Origin of the sequence: Actinacidiphila glaucinigra (genome assembly GCF_900188405.1) — a bacterium.
In the GTDB taxonomy this organism is placed as follows: Bacteria; Actinomycetota; Actinomycetes; order Streptomycetales; family Streptomycetaceae; genus Actinacidiphila; species Actinacidiphila glaucinigra.
In genome coordinates, this window is record NZ_FZOF01000010.1 from 37,737 (window position 1) to 55,801 (window position 18,065).

Sequence of the window (18,065 nt, forward strand, 5' to 3'; positions counted from 1 at the left end):
CATGTGACGTGGGTCAAACCCGCGCGCCTCGGTGAACCGGCGGGGGGCGTGGTGCGTGGTCGTGGTGACCGGATTCTCCAAGGACCGTCCGGAGGTCCCCTGTGCCCGAGATCAAAATCGACTACGACGTCCTCAACGCGGCCAAGCGCGACCTGGACGCCCTGGCGGGCGAGATCGACCCGCTCATCACAAAGGGCGTCTTCGGCCGTCTCGGCTCGGGCAGCGGTGAGGCGGAGGCGATCCTCGGACACGAGGGCGTCGCCAGTGCGATGTCGCTCTTCCACACCAACGCGAGCAGCACCATGAAACGCGCGGACAAGGGCCTGAAGGAGCTGGCGTCCGCGTTCGGCGGCGTGGGCGAGGCGTTCCGCGAGTTCGACCGCGAGCTGGGCGCCGAGATGGGTGTGATGAGCGCCAATCTGCACGTTCAGAACTGGCGGCAGAAGAAGGACCTGTGGGACTACAAGCAGAGCCACCTCAAGGATTGCGAGGGGCCCGGCGAACTGCCGGACTTCTGCTCCGCCACCGACCCCGGTGACACGCCGCCCGACTTCCACGTCGACACGCCGAACGGTTCGATCGACTCCCACGTGGAGGTCGACAAGGACGGCAAGGTCATCAAGGAAGTGACCACCGTCAAGTACGACGGCAGCGAGTACACCTCCACCACCAACTACAACGGTCCGAGCTACACGACGGACACCAAGTATCCCGACGGCAGCACCTCGCACACGGTGGCCAACATCAACGGCGACGGCAGCGGCTCCATGACCGTCACCGGCAGCGACGGCAGCCACACCGAGTACACCCGCGGCCCCAAGGGCGCCGACGGGAAGGCGCCGGAGTGGACGTGGTCCGGCGGCGACAAGCCGGGCGGCGGCCCCGAAGACCCGAAGAACCCCAACAACCCGGACACCCATCCGCAGAACCCGGGTACCCACGGCGGCACCAACCCGAAGATCGCCTGATCGGGGACACCACCCCCAGGCCAGTCATCAGAACAGAAAGGCGATGCAATGCCTGCGATTCACATCGTTCCCGAGGACGTCCGGCAGCGGGCGGCGGTCCACGCGGCCACCTGCCAGGAGTGGATGACCCGGCTCGGGAGCCTGAAGGGCCAGGTCGAGAGCATGCTCAACGACGAGCTGGTGCTGCCCCAGGCCAGCCCTGCCATCCGTGACGCCTACGAGCAGTTCACGGGAAGCCTCACCCAGGCCATCCACGGCCTGGAGAACTTCGGTGAGGCGTTCACCTCGATCGCCAAGGGCGCCGAGGACTTCGACACCCAGGTCGCGAACAACTTCAACAAGAAGTAGGGGACGCGCGCGAAGGGCCGGGCGGGAGTCGTCTCCCGCCCGGCCCTTCGTCGTGTCCGGGGCCCGTGCCGTGGCCCGCACCGCGGTGCGGGCCACGGCGCGGGCGTCACTCCGTGCGGAGCGAGGTCAGCGGCACCTGGAGCGCCATCACCTCGTTGCCCGGTCCCGCGGTCCAGCCGCGGCCCGCGTGGGGTGCCACCCGGGTGACGGCGTGCGGGAGCCGTACGCCGATCAGGTCTCCCTCGGTGGTGCTCTTGGGCCCCAGCAGCAGGCCGCGGCGGGCCTTGCGGGCGCTGGACATCCAGCCGCTCATGCCGCCCTGGACACCGTCGGCGGTCGCGGCGTAGACCAGGCCGAGGCCCTGGTCGCGGCCGGACACCGTGATCTCCTTGAGGAGCTTGTCCGCGCCGGACATCGCCAGCAGGTCGGCGTCGTCGACCATCACCACCCGCGGGCCGGGCAGCGCGGCGAGCGCGGAGCGCACCGCCTCCTCGGTCGGTTCGGTGTCGGTGATGACGCGGACCGTGGTGTGCCGGCTGAGTCCGCGCAGCGGGGACTCGCGCGGGGTGAGGACGACCAGCGAGGTACCCCCGGCGAGCAGCGAGACCGCCAGGGAGGCGAGCGCGTTGCTCCGCCCGGACCCGGTGGGGCCGATGACGCCGAACACCGCGGACGCGCCCGCGAGGTCCACGCCGACCGGTTCGCCCTGGTCGCCGCCGATGCCCAGCAGGCCCCACAGGGGCCGCCGCTGCCCGGCGGGCACCTTGTCGTAGACGTCGGCGAACTCCGCGGACCGCGGCAGCGAGGCCACCGTGAAGGGGCGCCGTGCCTGCGGCACCCTCGCGTCGCGCTTGAGCGCGGCGGCGCCGATCTTGCGGAGCGCCTCGACCTGCTCGGTGCCGCCGCCAGGGGCGAGCAGCGCGATCTGGGTCTCGGTACCGGTCAGGACGTGCCAGCCACGGCCGGGCGGGATCTCCGCCGGCAGCTTGCCGGGCTTCATGCCGACGGCCTGGACGTCGGAGCGGTCGCCGGGCCGCAGGAGCAGCCGGTGGTCGTTGTGCGCCGCCATGCGGCCGCTGAGCAGGGAGCGTTCGGAGGTGCCGATGAAGTGGATGCCGGCGCCGGCGCCTTCGCGTACCAGGCGGACCATGTCCTGGTACATGTGGCTGTACTCGTGCTCGTCGAGCATGGCCGACAGGGCGTCCCAGCCGTCGACCAGCAGCAGGATGTGCGCCGGGCGTTCGGCCTTCGGGAGGACCTTGCGCAGTTCGTCGATGCCGGTGGCGCTGTGCTGCTGCGCCAGTTCCTGGCGGTTGACGAGCTCCTGGTTGAGGCGGCGCAGCAGCCGTTCCAGCCGCTCGGTGTCGTGGCGGGGGACGACGGCACCGCAGTGCGGGAGGGTGGTGAGCGCGGCCAGGCCGCCGCCCGCCGCGTCGATGCCGTAGAAGTGCACGTCGGCGGTGCTCTGGTGACGCGCGGCGGAGCCGGCCAGGGTGCGCAGCACCTGGGTGCGGCCGGAGCGGGGGGCGCCGATGACGTACAGATGGCCGAAGTTGCTGAGGTCGGCCGCGGCCACGTGGCGCTGCTGCAGCTGCGGCACGTCCTCCAGGGCGTACGGGATGAGCAGGCGTCCCTCGCGGACGGGGTTCATCGCGTCGAGGTCGTCGAGCAGGACCCGGCGTTCCAGCGCGGGCAACCAGGGGCTCGGCTGCGGGGTGTAGTCCTCGAGCTGCCCCGCGGCCCCGCGGATCTCGTCCACCAGCACCTGCAGGTCGGTGGGGGCGGGCGCCTGGGCGCTCTGGGTGAGGACGACTTCCGACGCGGCCGGCGCCGCGGCCCGGCCGAGCGCGTCCCAGGACAGCTCCGACGCCACGACGGGCTTGCGGGCGCCGCTGTCGGCCTCGGTCTCCTCGGCGGACTTCGGCCGCGGGCGCTCGGCGCCCACCCACGCGGTCTGGAAGGGGTCGGCGGACTTGGGGCCTCGCCGAACGAGGGCACGTCCGGGGGTGGTGGCGGAGATGTCGACGGCGTCGTTGACGTCGATGACGTCCTGGCTCTCGGACTGGTCGGTGACCCGCAGCGCGATCCGGAGGTTGGTGTTGGCGCGGATGTCGGCGGTCACCACGCCGGCGGGACGCTGGGTGGCCAGGATCAGGTGGATACCGAGCGACCGTCCGCGCTGGGCGATGCTGATGAGTCCGGGCACGAAGTCGGGCACCTCGCGCACCAGGGTGGCGAACTCGTCGATGACCAGCAGGAGCCGCGGAAGCGGCGCGAGCGTGGGGTCGGCGGCGCGCTTGGCCTGGTACTCGGGGAGGTCCTTGGCGTCGGCCGCGGCCAGGACGTGCTCACGCCGCATCAGCTCGGCGCCCAGCGACTCCAGGGCGCGCTCGACCAGGTGGGCGTCGAGGTCGGTGACCATGCCGAGGGTGTGCGGCAGGTTCGCGCACTCCTTGAAGGCGCTGCCGCCCTTGTAGTCGACGAGGACGAAGGTCAGCTCGTCGGGCCGGTTGGCGGTGGCCAGGGAGGCGACGAAGGTCTGCAGGAGCTCGGACTTTCCGGAGCCGGTGGTACCGGCGACCAGTCCGTGCGGGCCGTCCTGGACGAGGTCGAGGGAGAACGGGCCCTCGAAGCCGCTGCCGAGCACGAAGGAGGTGGCGGCGGGACGGGACCGCCAGCCCGCCAGGATCTTCTCGGCGCTGGGCGGTTCCTGGCTCAGCAGGTCCAGCAGCTTCACGCGCTGCGGGAGTCCCGCGTCGTGCTCGGGGCTGACGTCGCGGACCGGCGCCACGGCGCGGGCGACCTGCTCGCACCACTCAGGCGTGACCTGGTCCGCGCGGACCCCCGGGACCTCGGGCGTGCCGGGACGCTTGACGGTGAGCCGGCCGGCCTCGGCGAGCACCACTCCGGTGCTCTCCTCGGGCAGCAGCCGCTCCTGCTCGTCGAGGCACAGGCTGAAGACGCGCGCGGCCGGGCCCTCGGTGAGGACCTGGACCATGCCGGGCACGTCGCGCAGCCGCCGGGCGCCGTCGGCGATCACCAGGACGTCGGGGCCGATGAGGACGGCGTTGCGGTCGGAACTCGTGGCCCGCTTGCGCACCTGGATCTGCGCGACCAGTTCCGAGACGCGGGCCGCGGTCGATTCGGGGTCGTTGCCGATCAGGACGAGCGGGCCGCCGGACGCGGCGGGCCGCACGTGCGGGAGCCAGCGCACCCAGGCCCAGTCGGCGGCGCGGCTGGAATCGGTGAGCAGCACGATCCGCAGGTCGCGGGGAGTGTGCAGCACCGCCGCCTGCACGGCCATCCAGCGGGCGAGCGGCTGCACCTCGGCGGCGGGGCCGGCCACGCCCACCACGCCGTGGCCGCTGAGGTCCATGCCGATGGGGGCGTCGGGGATGTTCCAGCGGATGGTGCGGTGGTTCTCGTCGCGGGCGGGGTCCTCGAGTTCGCGCAGCGAGGGCTGGTCGGCGGTGCCCAGCCGCAGCACGAGGTGGTCGGGGTCGTGGCGGCGCCGCTCCCACAGCCGGCTGCCCGGCCCGGTGGCCATCAGTGCGACGGCGGCGGGGTCGGGGGCGGTGACCTGGCGTACCCGGCTCTCGCGGGCGACGGCCTCGCGGACGCCGTCCTCGACCACGACGCGGCGCCGGTTGTACTGCCGGTCCGCCTCCTCGTACTCCTTGCGTGCGGTGCGGCGGCCGGTGACCCAGTTGGAGACCATCATCATCGGGCCGAGAAGGATGAAGGCGAGGAAGTAGTACGACTTGAAGATGGCGACCATGAAGAAGCCCATGATCACCGGGGCGATCATCATGGCCGCGGGGAAGGGCCGCTTGGCGGGGGGCGAGGGCGGCGAGGGCAGCCGCACCCGCTCGCCGTCCAGGTGCGGGGCGATCCGCGGCGGGCGGTTGTAGTCGATGCCGAAGCCGTCCGCGGACTCGGTGACGGCGGCGTCCGCCTCGACCGGCGCGCTCATCCTCAGCAGGACGGAGCCCACGGTCAGGTCCTCGCCGGGCGGCCACGGCACGGGCTGTCCCTGGGCGGCGGTGCGCTCGGTGGTGACCTTGTGCGGACGGGTGCGGCGAAGCGCGGTGACCGCGTCGTCCGGCGGGGGCGCGGCGACCCGGCCGCGCACCTCGTCACCGGGCGCGGTGCCGGTGCGGTGCCAGTGCGCGGAGCCGTCCGCGCCGACCGTCACCCACAGACCGCCCGCGGGGACGCCGTCGCCCTCGAGGCGGATCGCGCAGAGCGGTCCGGAGCCGGCCTCGTGGCTGCCGAATCCGAGCCGCCAGGTGCGCCCGGCCTGCGGTCCGGAGACCACGTGGACCTCGGCGAGCACCGGTCCGGCGTCGGTCTCCGCGCCGACGCGGACCCGGTCGGGCTCCTTGCCGGGGGCGCCCAGGCCCAGGACGCCGCCTTCGCGCAGTCCTGCCGCAGCGACGGAGGCGTCGGGGTCGAGTCGGCGGCCGTCGAGGTAGAGGTCGCGGGTTCGCGCCCCGTCCACGGCCTCCGAGAGGTCCGCGACGGTGGTGCGTGCGGGCAGCCCTACGAGGTGGTCGCGGCGCGCGCCGTCCGCGCCGTCGACGGTGGTGATGGTGAGGTTCACGGTCTTCCCAGTTCGGGCGTCACGAGGACGAGGAGCGTGCGGTGGCGGCGGAGACGCCCGCCGGTCCGAATGCGGTCGGCTCGGCGAGGTCGCCGTCCTCGTCGCCGGGTTCTGCGGCGGCGGGGGCGGCGGGAGCCGGGGTGGGCTCGGGCCGGGGGGCGGTCGCGGAGACGGCCATGGCGGTGGACGGGAGCCCGGTCTCGACGAGGTCGTCGTCGGCGGACAGGGCGTGGAGCGTCTTCGGCGGGTTGGGGCCGGAGCCCCCGTCGTCCCCGGGGACGGGCGGCAGGGTGTGCACCAGCCGGGAGACGACGCGGGCCAGGGGCAGGGCGTCGACGGCGAGGGCGGGCGGGCCGCCGTGCAGGCGCAGGTGGCCGTCCCCGTCCGCCTCCAGGATCAGGGTGCTGTGGTGGGCGACGCCCAGGGTGAGCAGGCGCATGCCGGCCGGCCGGTTGCGTTCCGGTGCCTCGGCGCTCACGGCGTATCCTGCGCCGGGCCGCTCGAAGACGTCGGCGGGGCCGTCGTGCCGGGGGTGCACCCCGGCGCCGACCACGACGCGGCCCGCGGGGAGGCGGGCGTCGAGCTGGGCGGCGAGGGCCTGGAGGACCGCGCGGGCGGTGCGGCGTTCACCGGTGACGGACACCGCCGGGGGAACGGCCGTCAGGTCGAGCAGCACCGCGTCGGTACCGGACCTGCCGAGGCAGACGAGTACGGGGGCCTCGCCGTCGCGCCCGGTCTCCGGTGCGGCGCCGAGGTCGGCGCGGCTGATCCACCACAGCCGCGGTTCGGCAGCGTCCCGGGCCCACGGTTCGGGCAGCGCGGACTCGCCGTGGCCGTGCGCGGCGTAGACGCCGACGACGTCGGTGCCGAGGAGGGCCGCGTACGGCCGTACATCGGGGCGTGCGGCGGCGGCCCGGCGCAGCGCGGTCGCGGCGTCCGTCCAGCCGGCGGCGTCGCGGAGCAGGCGGCCGAGCACCCGCAGACCGCGGCGGTGCCGCAGTTCCGTACGGACGGGCGTGGCGAAGGCGCGGGCGGCCGTCTTCAGTTCGCGCACGACGCGGCGGCGCAGTGCGCCCCAGCCGCCCTTGCGACGGACGATCCAGTGCGCCAGGACGACGACGAGGATCAGCAGCCCGATGAGTCCGATGAGCCGTGTCCAGCCTGTGGGAGCGTTCACGCGGCCACTCCGTCCACGCCTCGGCGGGCGAGTTCGGCCCGCAGCGCCCGCACACCGTGGTGGGTGCGGGACTTGACGGTGCCCCGCGGCACGCCCAGTTCGGCGGCGGCGTCGGCTCCGGTCTGGTCCATCACGTGCACCCGGACGACCGCCTCGCGGTGCGCGGGGGGCAGGGCGCTCAGCGCGGCGAGCAACACGGAACGGTCCTCGACGAGGCCGGCGTGGTCGTCGGAGTGCTCGAGCGCGGTGCCCGCGAAGTCCGCGGCGGTGATGCCGACGGGTACGGCGCGGTCGCGGCGGCGGTGGTCGACCACGAGATTGCGGGCGACCCGGAAGAGCCACATGCGGACCGGCCGCTCGTGCACGTCCAGCCGTCCCGCGCGCTGCAGGGCGCGCAGCATCGTCTCCTGGAGCACGTCCTCAGCGGCATGCACGTCGCGGCCCATCAGGCCGGTGACGAACCTTCGCAGGCTGTCCCGCTCGGCGATGATCAGGCTGGCGACAGCGCTGTGTTCGTCGGCGTCGCCGATGTCGTGCCCGGCGAGGATGTCCGCCCCGCCCTCACGACGGTCGGACTCGTTCACACACATGGCGTACAGATTAAGCTGCTGAACGACATGCTCCGACCAGAGTGTTGGCGCATATTCGATCATTCACTGTCACACTTGGTGAAATTTTAAACTAATGTTCACCTTGCCGAAATCGAAGGGCGGACGCGCGCCCTACGCTTCCGCGCAGATTCCCGATCCGACAGGAGACCACGTGCCTCCCCATCCCGATCCACGGGACCCCGAGGTTCTCGACGGGGCGAAGCCCCGCTTCGCGGACACCTTCGCCCGACGCCCCTCGCTGCCGCACCGGCGGCTGCTGCCGGACCGGCGGGCGTGGAGTGTACTGGCGACCACCTCGGCCGTCATCGGCTGCGCGGTGCTGGTCGTGCCCTTGATGGCGCGAATAGACGTGCTGCCCGACGGGGGCGGCAAGGGCGACCCGGTCGCGGTGGCCGAGCCCAGCACGTTGCAGAGCGGCGTCCTGCCGGCGTCGCCCGGCGCGAGCGGCTCCAAGGACTCTCCCGCCACGGGCAAGAACAACGCCCCGGTGACCGGGTCGCAGGGGCAGCTGAACAGCGGCGGCTCTTCGGGCGGTACCGGCGGTGGCCTGCCGCCCGTGGGCGGCACGCCCGGCGGCACCGGGGGCAGCGCAAGCGGTGGCGGCGGGACCAGCGGCAGCGGCGGTTCGGCCACGGGCGGCTCCGGCGGCGGTTCGGCCACCGGCGGCTCCGGCGGCTCGTCGGGGTCCGGATCGGGTTCGTCGGCCGGCAACCCCACGCCGACCAAGACTCAGCAGACCGCCACCGTGCCCGGTGTGCGGATCCGCAGCGTGCAGAGCGGCCGCTGCATCGCGGTCAGCGGCGCGAAGACCAGCACCGGCCGCGACGGCGCCCGGCTGCAGATCCAGGACTGCGACGGCGGCGCCTGGCAGAAGTGGGACTTCCGCTCCGACGGGACCATTCGCGCCTTCGGCATGTGCATGGACCTGGCCGGCGCCTCGTTCACGGACGGTGCGGTCATCCAGCTGGCCCGCTGCAACGGCGGCTGGGCCCAGCAGTTCAGGCTCAACACCTCGAACGACCTGACCAACAAGGACAAGTGCGTCGACGTGCTCGACAAGGGCACGTCCAGCGGCACCCCGCTCCAGCTGTGGAAGTGCTACGGGACGCAGAACCAGAAGTGGGCCAAGGCCTGACGGTCGCGGTCCCCGCCTGATGCCGTCCCCGCCCCTCCCCGGGGCGGGGACGGCATCCGCGTTCCTGCGTACGGGCGACGGACCGGCCGTCAGCCCCGGCCGTCCGCGAGGACCACCGAGCGCGTGAGGTGCCGGGGCGCGTCCGGGTCCAGGCCGCGCGCCGCGCCGAGTGCGGCGGCCAGCCGCTGGACGACGACCAGGTCGGCGAGGGGGTCGCGTCCCAGGGCGACCAGGCGGCCGCCGGTGCGCGCGATCTCCCCCTCCAGCCCCGCCGGGAGCTCCCCGGGGTCGCCGAACCACCACGCCACCCGGCCGGGGCCGGTGACGCTGATCGGGCCGTGCCGGTACTCCATGACCGGGTACGCCTCCGTCCAGGCGCCGGACGCCTCCCGCATCTTGAGCGCCGCCTCCTGCGCGACACCGTAGGCCCAGCCGCGGCCGAGGAAGGTGAACTGCTCGGTCTCCAGCAGCCCTTCGGGCAGCGGCGCGGCGAGCGCGGCCTCCGCCTGGGCGGGCAGACCGGCGAGGTCCTCCCCGAGCAGCGCGCGCAGCAGGACGAGTTCGGTGGTGGCGAAGCGGGTCTGGACGACCGAGGCCTCGTCGGCGAAGTCCAGCACCACCGCCGCGTCGGCCAGTTCCATGACGGGGGTGGCCGGGTCGGCGGTGACGGCCACCGTGGAGGTGGTGCCGCGCAGCCGGGCCAGCACCTCCAGCACCTCGGTCGTCGTGCCGGACCGGGTGAGTGCCAGAACCCGGTCGTAGGACCGGCCGGCCGGCATCTCCGACGCGGCGAAGGCGTCCGTCTCGCCCTGGCCCGCCGTCTCGCGGAGCACCGCGTAGGCGTGCGCCATGAACCACGAGGTGCCGCAGCCCACGACCGCCACCCGCTCGCCGGGGCGCGGTATCGCGGCCCGCCAGGGTGCCTCCCCGTCGCCCGCGAGCGCGAGGGCGCGGCGCCAGCAGTCCGGCTGGGTGGCTGTCTCGATCTCGGTCCTGGTCCTGCTCCGGCTCTCGTTCCGGGTCTCACTCTGACTCATCGATGGACTCCGTCCCTGTCCGGCGGCCCTTGACACCGAGCACGCCCGGTCGAGCATGATGTGTGAAGTTGCTCGACTCTAGCAATTTTCCTGCAGAAAATTGCATGCTGCTTCATGAACGGCGGGACGGCGAAGGGGAGGTGGCTGTGCGACGGCAGGCGCGGTCAGGCCCGGAGGACCTCGACTCCGGCCGCCGAGAAGGGCTCGACGAGCGAGGCCGGGGCGTTCCCGTCCGTCACCAGGACGTCGACCTCCTCCACCGGGCAGATCCGCGCGAAGGCACGCTTCCCCAGCTTCGACGCGTCGGCGACCACCACGACCCGCTCCGCGCGCCGGGCGAGCGCCCGGTTGATGCTCGCCTCCCCCTCGTGCCGGGCCGCCGCACCCTGGGTGACGTCGACGGCGTCCACGCCGAGGAAGACCAGGTCGAGCGTGAGCTGCGCGAGCAGTTCCGCGGCCAGCGGCCCGATCAGCTCGTACGAGGCCGGGCGGGCGACGCCGCCGGTCACCACCAGCTTGACGTGCCGCCGGACGGCCAGTTCACCCGCGATGTTCAGCGCGTTGGTGACGACCGTCAGCGCGGGCTCCGACCCGTCGCCGGCGAGGTCGGCACGCGCGGCGAGAGCCCGGGCCACCTCGGTGGTCGTGGTGCCGCCGTTGAGCCCCACCACCGTGCCCGGCTTCACCAGGGCCGCGGCCGCCCGGGCGATGCGCTCCTTCTCCGGGGCGTTGCGGGCGGCCTTGTAGCGCAGGGGCAGGTCGTAGGCGATCGCATTGATCACCGCGCCGCCGTGGGTGCGGGTGACCATGTTCTGCCGGGCCAGTTCGTCCAGGTCGCGCCGGATCGTCGCGGCGGAGACCGCCAGTTCGGCGGCGGCCGGCTCGACCTCGACGCTCCCGTCCCGGGTCAGCATCTCCAGCAGCGCGCTCCATCGGGCCTGTGCTCCCGCCATCTCCTCGTCCCCTGTCGTTCGGGTGTGCCGGCCCGGGTGCCGCGGCTCCTGCGCGGCCGCGCACGTTTATGCGGTGTTTCCGGGTTGAACCATCACGTTCACGCAACATCATTCCATCGAGAGGTCGCCGCGTCATGCCGCTGGTCCCCACCGCCGAACTCGTCCGCGCGGCGCACGCCGACGGGCGCGGGATCGGCGCCTTCAACGTCATCACCCTGGAGCACGCGGAGGCGGTCGTCGCCGGTGCGGAGGCCGCGGGGCTGCCCGCGGTCTGCCAGATCAGTGAGAACGCCGTCCGTTTCCACGGCGGTTCCCTCGCCCCGATCGCCCGCGCCACCGCCGCGGTCGCCGAGTCGGCCGCGGTCCCCGTGGGTCTCCACCTCGACCACGTCACCGACGAGGATCTGCTCCGCCGCGCGGCGGACTGCGGGTTCGGTTCCGTGATGTACGACGCGTCGGCCCTCCCCCACGCCCGCAACGTCGCCGCCACCCGCGCCGCCGCGGACTGGGCGCACGACCGCGGCCTCTGGCTGGAGGCGGAACTCGGCGAGATAGGCGGCAAGGACGGTGTGCACGCCCCGGGCGCCCGTACCGACCCCGCCGAGGCGGCCGCCTTTGTGGCGGCCACCGGGATCGACGCCCTCGCGGTGGCGGTCGGGAGCTCGCACGCCATGACGACCCGCACGGCGCGGCTCGACCACGATCTGATCGGCCGCCTCCGCGGCGCGGCGACCGTCCCGCTGGTCCTGCACGGCTCCACCGGCGTGCCCGACGACGAACTGCGCCGGGCCGTCGCCGGGGGCATGGTCAAGATCAACATCGGCACGGCGCTGAACATCGCCTTCACCGGCGCGGTCCGCGACTTCCTCGCGGCGGACTCCGTCACCGTCGACCCGCGCCGCTACCTGTCCTCCGCACGCACACGGATGGCCTCGGCCGTGGAGAGCGCCCTGCGCGTCCTCGGCTGACGGCGGACGGCGGACGGCCGATGACCGACGGCTGACGGTGGACGGCCGGCGCCGGCCGAACGGTCAGCGCCGGCCCGCCGCCTGGAGCTGCCGCAGCGTCCAGCCACGTCCCCCGGGCTCAAGTGGGCGTGTGGCGGCGGTGAACACCTCCGCGGCGCGGCGGTAGGAGAGCCGCCCGCGGCCGGTCCGGAACAGCGGCCCGTTCACCCGCCCGAGCACGAGCAGCGGCAGCAGCCGGGCCGATCCGTCCCCCCAGCGCACCGGCTCCCCCGCGCGCTCGCGGGAGCGGCGGCCGGGCAGGTCGAGGTCGTCGACGTCGAGTGCGAGGAGCCGCTCGATGGACGCCCCGGTCTCGTGGAGCAGATGCCAGAAGGCCTGCTCCCGCAGCGGCGCCGCCAGCCGGAGGACCTCGCGCACCTGGTCGGCGCCGAGTCCGGCCTCGGCTCGGCGCGCCTTCGGAACGGGAAGCGCGCGCAGGCCGTCCGTAGGATCGCCGGACAGCCAGCCCGCCGCGCGCCACCACGTCACGGCGCTGCTGAGGACGGACAGTTCGCGGTTGGCGGTACGGGCGCCGACGGCCTCGGACCGTGCCGCGAAAGCCTCGCGAAGCCGTCCCGCGGTGCCCGGTGCGTCGAGCAGGGCCAGCGGGACCGCCGGGGGTTCGGCGTTGCGGCGCCCCCCGCCGACCGGCGGTGGACGCTCGACGAGCCCCCACGCCCAGGTGGCCAGCGCGATCCGGTAGACCCGCCGCGAGCCCGCACCCAGTCCGGAGGCGGCGAGGAAGCGGTCGACGGCGACGGCGTACTCCACCGGCTGGGTCATACGGAACCCACCCCTCCCCCGGCGATCCGGCGATCCGGTCGACCGGCAGATCGACCGCAGTAAATGTATCTGTGTCGTGAACCGTAGCCATCATAAGTTGATTCGACCAGACTCAATAATTTGCTCCGCGGGCCTGGCGTGTCGCCGCACACCGCACGCACGCTGCGCCCATGGCACTCCAACTCCGTCCCCCTGTCCTGCGCGAACGCGACTTCCGTCGCTTCTTCATCGGCTACGCCACCTCGCTGTTCGGATCGTCGATGGCGTCCGTCGCACTGGCCTTCGCCGTCCTGGAGACCGGCGGCGGTGGCACCGAACTCGGCCTGGTGCTCGCGGCCCGGATCCTGCCGCTGGTGCTGGTGCTGCTCGCCGGCGGCGTCCTCACCGACCGCTGGGGCAGCAGACAGGTGATGCTCGCCGCGGACGTCGTACGGTGTCTCACCCAGGCCGGCCTCGCCCTCGCCCTGCTCGGCGGCGATCCGCACATGGCGACGCTGATCGCGCTGGTCGTCGTCTGGGGCGCGGCCGAGGCCCTGTTCACTCCGGCCCTCGACGCGCTGGTCCCCCGCATCGTCCGGGGCGACGCGCTCTCCGACGGCAACGCGCTGCTCGGCGTGGCCCGTTCGGCGGCCTCGATCGCGGGCCCCGCGCTCGCCGGCGTCATCACGGCGGCCGCCGGCGCCTCGGCGGTCCTCGCCGTGGACGCCGTCAGCTACGGGGTGAGCGTGATCGCGTTGCTCCTGCTGCCACGTACCGTCCGGGACGCGGGGCCCGCCTCGTCCTTCGTCGCCGAACTGCGAGAGGGCTGGACGGAGTTCCGCTCCCGTACCTGGCTGTGGGTCACCTCGGCCCACGTCTGCCTGTTCAACCTCCTCGTGTGGGCGCCGTTCCTCGTCCTCGGGCCGCTGGTGGCCCAGCGGGACCTCGGCGGGCCCACGTCCTGGGGTCTGGTCATGGCCCTGTACGGGGCGGGTGCGGTGGCCGGCGGAATGGCGATGCTGGGGCGCCGGCCCCGCCGCCCGCTGTTCGTGGGCACCGCCGCCACCCTGGGCTGGGCGATGCCGTCGGCCGCCCTCGCCGCCGGGCTGCCGCTGCCGTGGATCTGCGCCGCCGCGCTGACGGCCGGTGCCGGCTCGTCCGTGTGCGGCACCCTGTACACGACGGTCACCCAGTCGCAGGTGCCGCCAGGCGCGCTCGCCCGGGTCAGCGCCTACGGTGCCTTCGGTGCCTTCGCGCTCGGGCCGGTGGGGCTCGCCGCGGCCGGGCCGGTGTCCGTCCTGGTCGGCGTGGGCGGGGTGCTGGGCTTCGGCGCGGTGTGGCAACTCGCCGCGGTGGCCGTGGTCCTGACGCTCCCCGCCGTGCGGGCCGCCTTCCCGCAACCCGGGACACCGGCCGCGGCCCCCGGCGGGAACCGGGACGCGAGCAGCCCGTCCCCCTCGCCCTGAGGCACACGACGCCGTCGGACGAGGTCACGCGTCGGCCTCACCGGCCGGCCGACGCGCGGGATCGTTCCAGGGCCTGGTCGGGAGTGTCGTAGTAGCCCGGCTCCGCCAGGAGGACCGAGCTGAAGTAGTGGCCCTGTTCCTCGTCCGGGTCGTCGTCCGCCGCGAAGGGACGCCAGAAGCCCAGCAACAGGTCGGGGGCGACGAACGAGGCGGGCTCGTCCGGGTCCTCGTCGATCGCGGTGTGCTCGCGCATCCGCCGCACGACCTCGCGTGCTGGGAGGCCGAACACGTCCACGCCCCGGAACAGCACGCGATCCGCCGGGGTGACGGGGCTGCCCAGCTCGACGGCTTCGAGGACACCGCGGGAACACTGAATGCTGATCATCAACCCGCTCGGCCGGAACACATGCTGTCCCGGCCGGTCGGATTCCGAGACGGCGGCCGGGTCGCGGAAGGAGGCCAGGGCGTCGTCGGCCGCTTCGCGGGCCATGCCGATCCGCAGTGGGCCGACGCCGACGGGTGGGACGAGGTCGAGGTCCATCCGGGCATGATGCCAAATGACCTGGCGGGCCCGGCCGGTGAGGCACCGGCCCGCGGCCGGGGGCGGTCCTCGTACCCCGGCTCAGACGAGGCGCAGCAGGCAGCCCGCCGCGAACACCGCGACCAGCAGAAGCACGGAGAGGGCCGTCGCCGACACGACGGAAACGATCGGGCCGCCGCCTTCGCCGTGCCGCCGGGACCGGTCCAGGGGCGGGTCCAGGGGCAGGTCGGCCCAGCAGGTGGTCCGCCCGGGCCGGACGTTCACGCCGTGGTCGGACGCGAGGGCGGCCACTATCGGCAGGCCGCGCCCGTGTTCGTCCGGCGGCACGTCCTCCCGGTCGCCGGACGGGACCGGCCCGGCGTCGGTGACCTCGACGCGCAGGCCGCGGTGTTCCCGCCCCAGGACGAGGCGCAGCTCTGCGGGCGACGTGCCGTGTGTGACGGCGTTGGTGACCAGCTCGGAGACGACCAGGACGGCTTCGTCCGCCGCGTCCTCCGGAACCGCCGACCGGTCCAGCGCGCGGCGCACCCGCCGGCGCAGGGAACCGAGCTCGCGGGGGTCGTACGGGACGGGAAAACGCAGGTCGGCTCCGGGTGCCTGCGTGCGGCGGGCCCGCCACGGGCAGGGCACCGCGGGCAGGACGTCCAGGAGCCGTTCCAGGCCGTCCCGGACCGGACAGCCGGCCGGCCGGGCTGGTGCGTACGTCGGCATGGGGACCTCGGTGGAGTGCGGGGACGGATTGGTCGCGACCTGGCCTCAACGGTGCGCCCGGGGACCGCGCGCACGCCATGACCGGCGTCCTCCGTGGTGGAAGGCCCTGCCTCCCACCACGACGGAGGTCGCGGGACGTCAACGTCCCGCGCTCTGGCCGCCGTCCACGGGAAGGGTCACACCCGTCACGAACGGCGCCCGCTCCAGGTAGAGCACCGCCTCGACGATGTCGTCGATCTCCCCCATCCGCCCCACCGGGTGCAGCCCGGCCAGCACCTCGTGGGTCTCCACCGGGTGCATCGGGGTCTTGATGGTGCCCAGCGCCACCGCGTTCGCGCGGATCCCCTGCTTCGCGTACTCGGTCGCCAGCGCCCGCGTCGCCGCCTGCAGACCGCCCTTCGTGAGGGACGCCAGCACCGAGGTCACCTTCGCGTCCGCCTGGTCACCGAGGCTGCTGGAGATCTGGACGACGTGGCCGCCGCCCTGCTGCAGCATCCGCTCCACCGCCAGTTGTGTGATGCGGAAGAACCCGTCCAGGTTCACACCCAGCACCGCCCGGTAGTCCTCCTCGGTGTACTCCGTGAACGGCTTCGCCACGAAGATCCCCGCGTTGTTGACCAGCGTGTCCACCCGGCCGAAGCGCTCCACCGCCGTCGCGATCACCCGCTCCGCGGTGTCCCGCTCCGCGATGTCCCCCGGGACCGTCGCCACTCCCGGGTCCGTCGACGCGCCGATGTTCCGCGAGGTGGCCACGACCGCGTACCCCAGCTTGCGGTACCCCTCGACCAGCCCCGCGCCGATGCCCTGCGAGGCACCCGTGACGACCGCGACCTTCTGACCCTGAACGCTCATGACCTGCTCCCGATGTTGGGGGGTGAACGGACTCCGCCGGCGAAATAGCCGACCGGTCACCTACAACCCGGGCGACCTGGCGACAATTCCGGCATACCGTCGAAATCTAACGCTTGTAGGGATCGCCGTCGGGTAGCCAGACGTCCGAACGGTGGATGCCGAGGTCGCCGACGCCCTCGGTGAGCGCGTCCACCACGGCCAGCACCGTGCCGCTGACCTCGTCGGCCCGCCAGACCAGCGACCAGGTCCAGTAGACCTCGGGGCCGAGGACCGGCCGCTTGACCAGGTCGGGCGGCAGCGGGGCGGTCTGGCCCTTGGGGCAGTTGACGACCGGCCCCCGGCAGCGGCGGACGTGGTCGAAGAACCCGCTGCCGGTGACTCCGCCGTCGGAGATGCGGACGGCGCGGGCTCCGGTGTCGGCGGCGAGCCGCTCCGCGTAGAGGTTCCACGACAGCCAGGAGGTGCTGTCGTCGTCGAGGAGGACGGCGGTGTCCTCGGCACGCACGGGACTGGTGTCGTCGCCGGTGGAGACCGCGTAGAGCAGGTCCGCGCCCAGGAGCCGGGACCGCAGGCCCTGCCGCTGCAGGTCCTCGGTCCGCACCCAGCAGACCGCGAGGTCCAGGCTGCCGTCGGCCACCCGGGCGGCCTGGGTGTGGGAGGGCGCGATCCACGCGTCGACGTGCAGCCGGGCCACCGCCGAAGCGCGGGCCGCCAGGTCGCTGGGAAGCCAGTTGGCGTAGCCGAGCCGCACCGCCTCCGAGCCCGCCAGTTGCTTCGCCCGGCGCCCCACGTCGTCGGCGCGGTCCAGCAGCGCCCGGACGTGCGGGAGCAGCGTCGAGCCCGCGGGGGTGAGGGACACCGACCGGCGGTCGCGGTCGAAGAGCCGGACCCCCAGGTCGCGTTCGAGCGCCTTGATCTGCTGGGACAGGGAGGGCCCGGCGATCAGGAGCCGTTCGGCCGCCCGGCCGAAGTTCAGCTCCTCGGCGACCGCGACGAAGTACCGAAGTTGACGCAGCTCCACGCCGCCATGCTAGGGCCTGCCAGGGATCCCCGGGACGCCGGGCGGGTGGGAGTCGCCGCCTCCCAGCAGGGAGGAAACAGGTCCTGGCGGGCGGCGCGCCGCCGGACCCACCATGGGGGCCGGCCGGGATCCCCGGTCAGGGGCAGCAGTGATCCGGGCCGGTCGACGAGGAAATAGTCGATCGGTCGTATACTGGTGCCATGGGACGCACGAGTGATGCCAGGGAGAAGATCATCACTGCCGCGCAGACGCTCATCGAGCAGCGCGGCTACTCCGCCCTGGGGGTGGCCGAGATCTGCAAGGCGGCCGGGGTGCCCAAGGGCAGTTTCTACTACTTCTTCGAGTCCAAGGAAGCCCTCGCCCTGACCGTCGTCGACGAGCACTGGGCGGCGCAGAGGCGTGAGTGGACCCGCATCCTGGGCGCCGACGCGGCACCCTTGGAGCGGCTGCGCCGGCTGTTCGAGGCGACCGAGGAGATCCAGCACGCGGGCCAGCAGTCCTGCGGCACCGTGTCGGGATGCATGTTCGGCAACCTGACGCTGGAGATGAGCAACCAGACCGAGTCCATCCGCGGACGGCTGCAGGAGATCTTCGACACGCAGGTCGGGATGATCGACGAGATCGTCACCGAGGCCCGCGAGCGCGGCGAGGTCGCCGTCGCCGACACCCATGCGGCCGCCGCGTCGATCGTCGCGCAGCTCGAGGGGCAGGTGCTCTTCGCGAAGCTCTACAACGACACCGGTCGCCTCAGCCCGCTCTGGACGAACTGCCTCGCCATCCTCGGCGTGACCGCGCTGCCGCAGGCCGTGGCCGGCGCGTGACGGTGCCGCACCGCGGGGCTCCGCACCGTCCGCGGTGCGGGGCCCTGCGGCG

General features: G+C 73.6%; 16 protein-coding genes. 6 read left to right on the forward strand and 10 right to left on the reverse strand.

Going from position 1 to position 18,065, the window contains the following annotated elements; all coding sequences use genetic code 11:
• Window positions 1-101 precede the first annotated feature (101 nt).
• Complete coding sequence (locus CHF15_RS21505; protein ID WP_089225476.1) at window positions 102-968, forward strand: hypothetical protein; 867 nt, start codon at window positions 102-104, stop codon at window positions 966-968.
• Window positions 969-1,016: 48 nt separating this feature from the next.
• Window positions 1,017-1,316 carry a hypothetical protein gene (locus CHF15_RS21510; RefSeq protein WP_089225477.1) on the forward strand — a complete coding sequence of 100 codons (300 nt, stop codon included), beginning with the start codon at window positions 1,017-1,019 and terminating at the stop codon, window positions 1,314-1,316.
• A 106-nt stretch (window positions 1,317-1,422) separates the two neighbouring features.
• Here the strand turns inward: CHF15_RS21510 and CHF15_RS21515 are convergent, their stop codons facing one another.
• Genes CHF15_RS21515 through CHF15_RS21525 form a run of 3 tightly spaced genes read right to left on the reverse strand, consistent with a single transcriptional unit; the run spans window position 1,423 to window position 7,686 of the window.
• On the reverse strand, window positions 1,423-5,919 hold the full coding sequence (locus tag CHF15_RS21515) for an FtsK/SpoIIIE domain-containing protein (RefSeq protein ID WP_089225478.1): 4,497 nt from the start codon (window positions 5,917-5,919) through the stop codon (window positions 1,423-1,425).
• Window positions 5,920-5,938: 19 nt separating this feature from the next.
• The gene (locus tag CHF15_RS21520) at window positions 5,939-7,096 is read right to left on the reverse strand and encodes a hypothetical protein (protein ID WP_089225479.1); all 1,158 of its coding nucleotides are present in this window, start codon (window positions 7,094-7,096) and stop codon (window positions 5,939-5,941) included.
• On the reverse strand, window positions 7,093-7,686 hold the full coding sequence (locus CHF15_RS21525; RefSeq protein WP_245938950.1) for a sigma-70 family RNA polymerase sigma factor: 594 nt from the start codon (window positions 7,684-7,686) through the stop codon (window positions 7,093-7,095). Before CHF15_RS21525 ends, CHF15_RS21520 begins: the two co-directional genes overlap by 4 nt.
• A gap of 172 nt (window positions 7,687-7,858) precedes the next feature.
• Between CHF15_RS21525 and CHF15_RS45775 the strand changes: the two genes are divergently transcribed.
• Window positions 7,859-8,842, forward strand: a complete 984-nt coding sequence (locus tag CHF15_RS45775) for an RICIN domain-containing protein (RefSeq protein WP_245938951.1) — start codon at window positions 7,859-7,861, stop codon at window positions 8,840-8,842.
• Between the two features lie 89 nt (window positions 8,843-8,931).
• Here the strand turns inward: CHF15_RS45775 and CHF15_RS21535 are convergent, their stop codons facing one another.
• On the reverse strand, window positions 8,932-9,879 hold the full coding sequence (locus tag CHF15_RS21535) for an SIS domain-containing protein (RefSeq protein ID WP_089225481.1): 948 nt from the start codon (window positions 9,877-9,879) through the stop codon (window positions 8,932-8,934).
• 164 nt (window positions 9,880-10,043) lie between these two features.
• Window positions 10,044-10,832, reverse strand: coding sequence for a DeoR/GlpR family DNA-binding transcription regulator (locus CHF15_RS21540; RefSeq protein WP_089225482.1), 789 nt, complete (start codon window positions 10,830-10,832; stop codon window positions 10,044-10,046).
• Between the two features lie 134 nt (window positions 10,833-10,966).
• Here CHF15_RS21540 and CHF15_RS21545 point away from each other — a divergent pair, with 134 nt between their 5' ends.
• A complete protein-coding gene (locus CHF15_RS21545; RefSeq protein WP_089225483.1) occupies window positions 10,967-11,800 on the forward strand; it encodes a class II fructose-bisphosphate aldolase in 834 nt (277 codons plus the stop codon).
• A 63-nt stretch (window positions 11,801-11,863) separates the two neighbouring features.
• On the opposite strand, the gene CHF15_RS21550 is transcribed toward CHF15_RS21545, so the two are convergent.
• Window positions 11,864-12,622 carry a hypothetical protein gene (locus CHF15_RS21550; RefSeq protein WP_089225484.1) on the reverse strand — a complete coding sequence of 253 codons (759 nt, stop codon included), beginning with the start codon at window positions 12,620-12,622 and terminating at the stop codon, window positions 11,864-11,866.
• A 170-nt stretch (window positions 12,623-12,792) separates the two neighbouring features.
• On the opposite strand from CHF15_RS21550, the gene CHF15_RS21555 reads away from it, so the two are divergent.
• Window positions 12,793-14,067: an MFS transporter gene (locus tag CHF15_RS21555; protein ID WP_089225485.1), complete on the forward strand. Its 1,275-nt coding sequence runs from the start codon at window positions 12,793-12,795 to the stop codon at window positions 14,065-14,067.
• Between the two features lie 37 nt (window positions 14,068-14,104).
• Here CHF15_RS21555 and CHF15_RS21560 read toward each other — a convergent pair whose 3' ends face one another.
• From CHF15_RS21560 to CHF15_RS21575, 4 genes are all read right to left on the reverse strand, one after another.
• On the reverse strand, window positions 14,105-14,608 hold the full coding sequence (locus tag CHF15_RS21560) for a hypothetical protein (protein WP_089225486.1): 504 nt from the start codon (window positions 14,606-14,608) through the stop codon (window positions 14,105-14,107).
• Window positions 14,609-14,689: 81 nt separating this feature from the next.
• On the reverse strand, window positions 14,690-15,319 hold the full coding sequence (locus CHF15_RS21565; protein WP_143681604.1) for an ATP-binding protein: 630 nt from the start codon (window positions 15,317-15,319) through the stop codon (window positions 14,690-14,692).
• Window positions 15,320-15,457: 138 nt separating this feature from the next.
• Window positions 15,458-16,171, reverse strand: coding sequence for an SDR family NAD(P)-dependent oxidoreductase (locus CHF15_RS21570; protein ID WP_089225487.1), 714 nt, complete (start codon window positions 16,169-16,171; stop codon window positions 15,458-15,460).
• Between the two features lie 106 nt (window positions 16,172-16,277).
• Window positions 16,278-17,192, reverse strand: coding sequence for a LysR family transcriptional regulator (locus tag CHF15_RS21575; RefSeq protein WP_089225488.1), 915 nt, complete (start codon window positions 17,190-17,192; stop codon window positions 16,278-16,280).
• A 200-nt stretch (window positions 17,193-17,392) separates the two neighbouring features.
• Between CHF15_RS21575 and CHF15_RS21580 the strand changes: the two genes are divergently transcribed.
• The gene (locus CHF15_RS21580) at window positions 17,393-18,013 is read left to right on the forward strand and encodes a TetR/AcrR family transcriptional regulator (protein ID WP_089225489.1); all 621 of its coding nucleotides are present in this window, start codon (window positions 17,393-17,395) and stop codon (window positions 18,011-18,013) included.
• Window positions 18,014-18,065 lie beyond the last annotated feature (52 nt).

Excerpts from the sequence above, each read along its gene's own strand:
- CHF15_RS21510 (WP_089225477.1), top strand. The coding sequence starts at position 1,017 with ATGCCTGCGATTCACATCGTTCCCGAGGACGTCCGGCAGCGGGCGGCG.
- CHF15_RS21525 (WP_245938950.1), bottom strand. The coding sequence starts at position 7,686 with ATGTGTGTGAACGAGTCCGACCGTCGTGAGGGCGGGGCGGACATCCTC.
- CHF15_RS21535 (WP_089225481.1), bottom strand. The coding sequence starts at position 9,879 with ATGAGTCAGAGTGAGACCCGGAACGAGAGCCGGAGCAGGACCAGGACC.
- CHF15_RS21540 (WP_089225482.1), bottom strand. The coding sequence starts at position 10,832 with ATGGCGGGAGCACAGGCCCGATGGAGCGCGCTGCTGGAGATGCTGACC.
- CHF15_RS21545 (WP_089225483.1), top strand. The coding sequence starts at position 10,967 with ATGCCGCTGGTCCCCACCGCCGAACTCGTCCGCGCGGCGCACGCCGAC.
- CHF15_RS21550 (WP_089225484.1), bottom strand. The coding sequence starts at position 12,622 with ATGACCCAGCCGGTGGAGTACGCCGTCGCCGTCGACCGCTTCCTCGCC.
- CHF15_RS21555 (WP_089225485.1), top strand. The coding sequence starts at position 12,793 with ATGGCACTCCAACTCCGTCCCCCTGTCCTGCGCGAACGCGACTTCCGT.
- CHF15_RS21560 (WP_089225486.1), bottom strand. The coding sequence starts at position 14,608 with ATGGACCTCGACCTCGTCCCACCCGTCGGCGTCGGCCCACTGCGGATC.
- CHF15_RS21565 (WP_143681604.1), bottom strand. The coding sequence starts at position 15,319 with ATGCCGACGTACGCACCAGCCCGGCCGGCCGGCTGTCCGGTCCGGGAC.
- CHF15_RS21570 (WP_089225487.1), bottom strand. The coding sequence starts at position 16,171 with ATGAGCGTTCAGGGTCAGAAGGTCGCGGTCGTCACGGGTGCCTCGCAG.
- CHF15_RS21580 (WP_089225489.1), top strand. The coding sequence starts at position 17,393 with ATGGGACGCACGAGTGATGCCAGGGAGAAGATCATCACTGCCGCGCAG.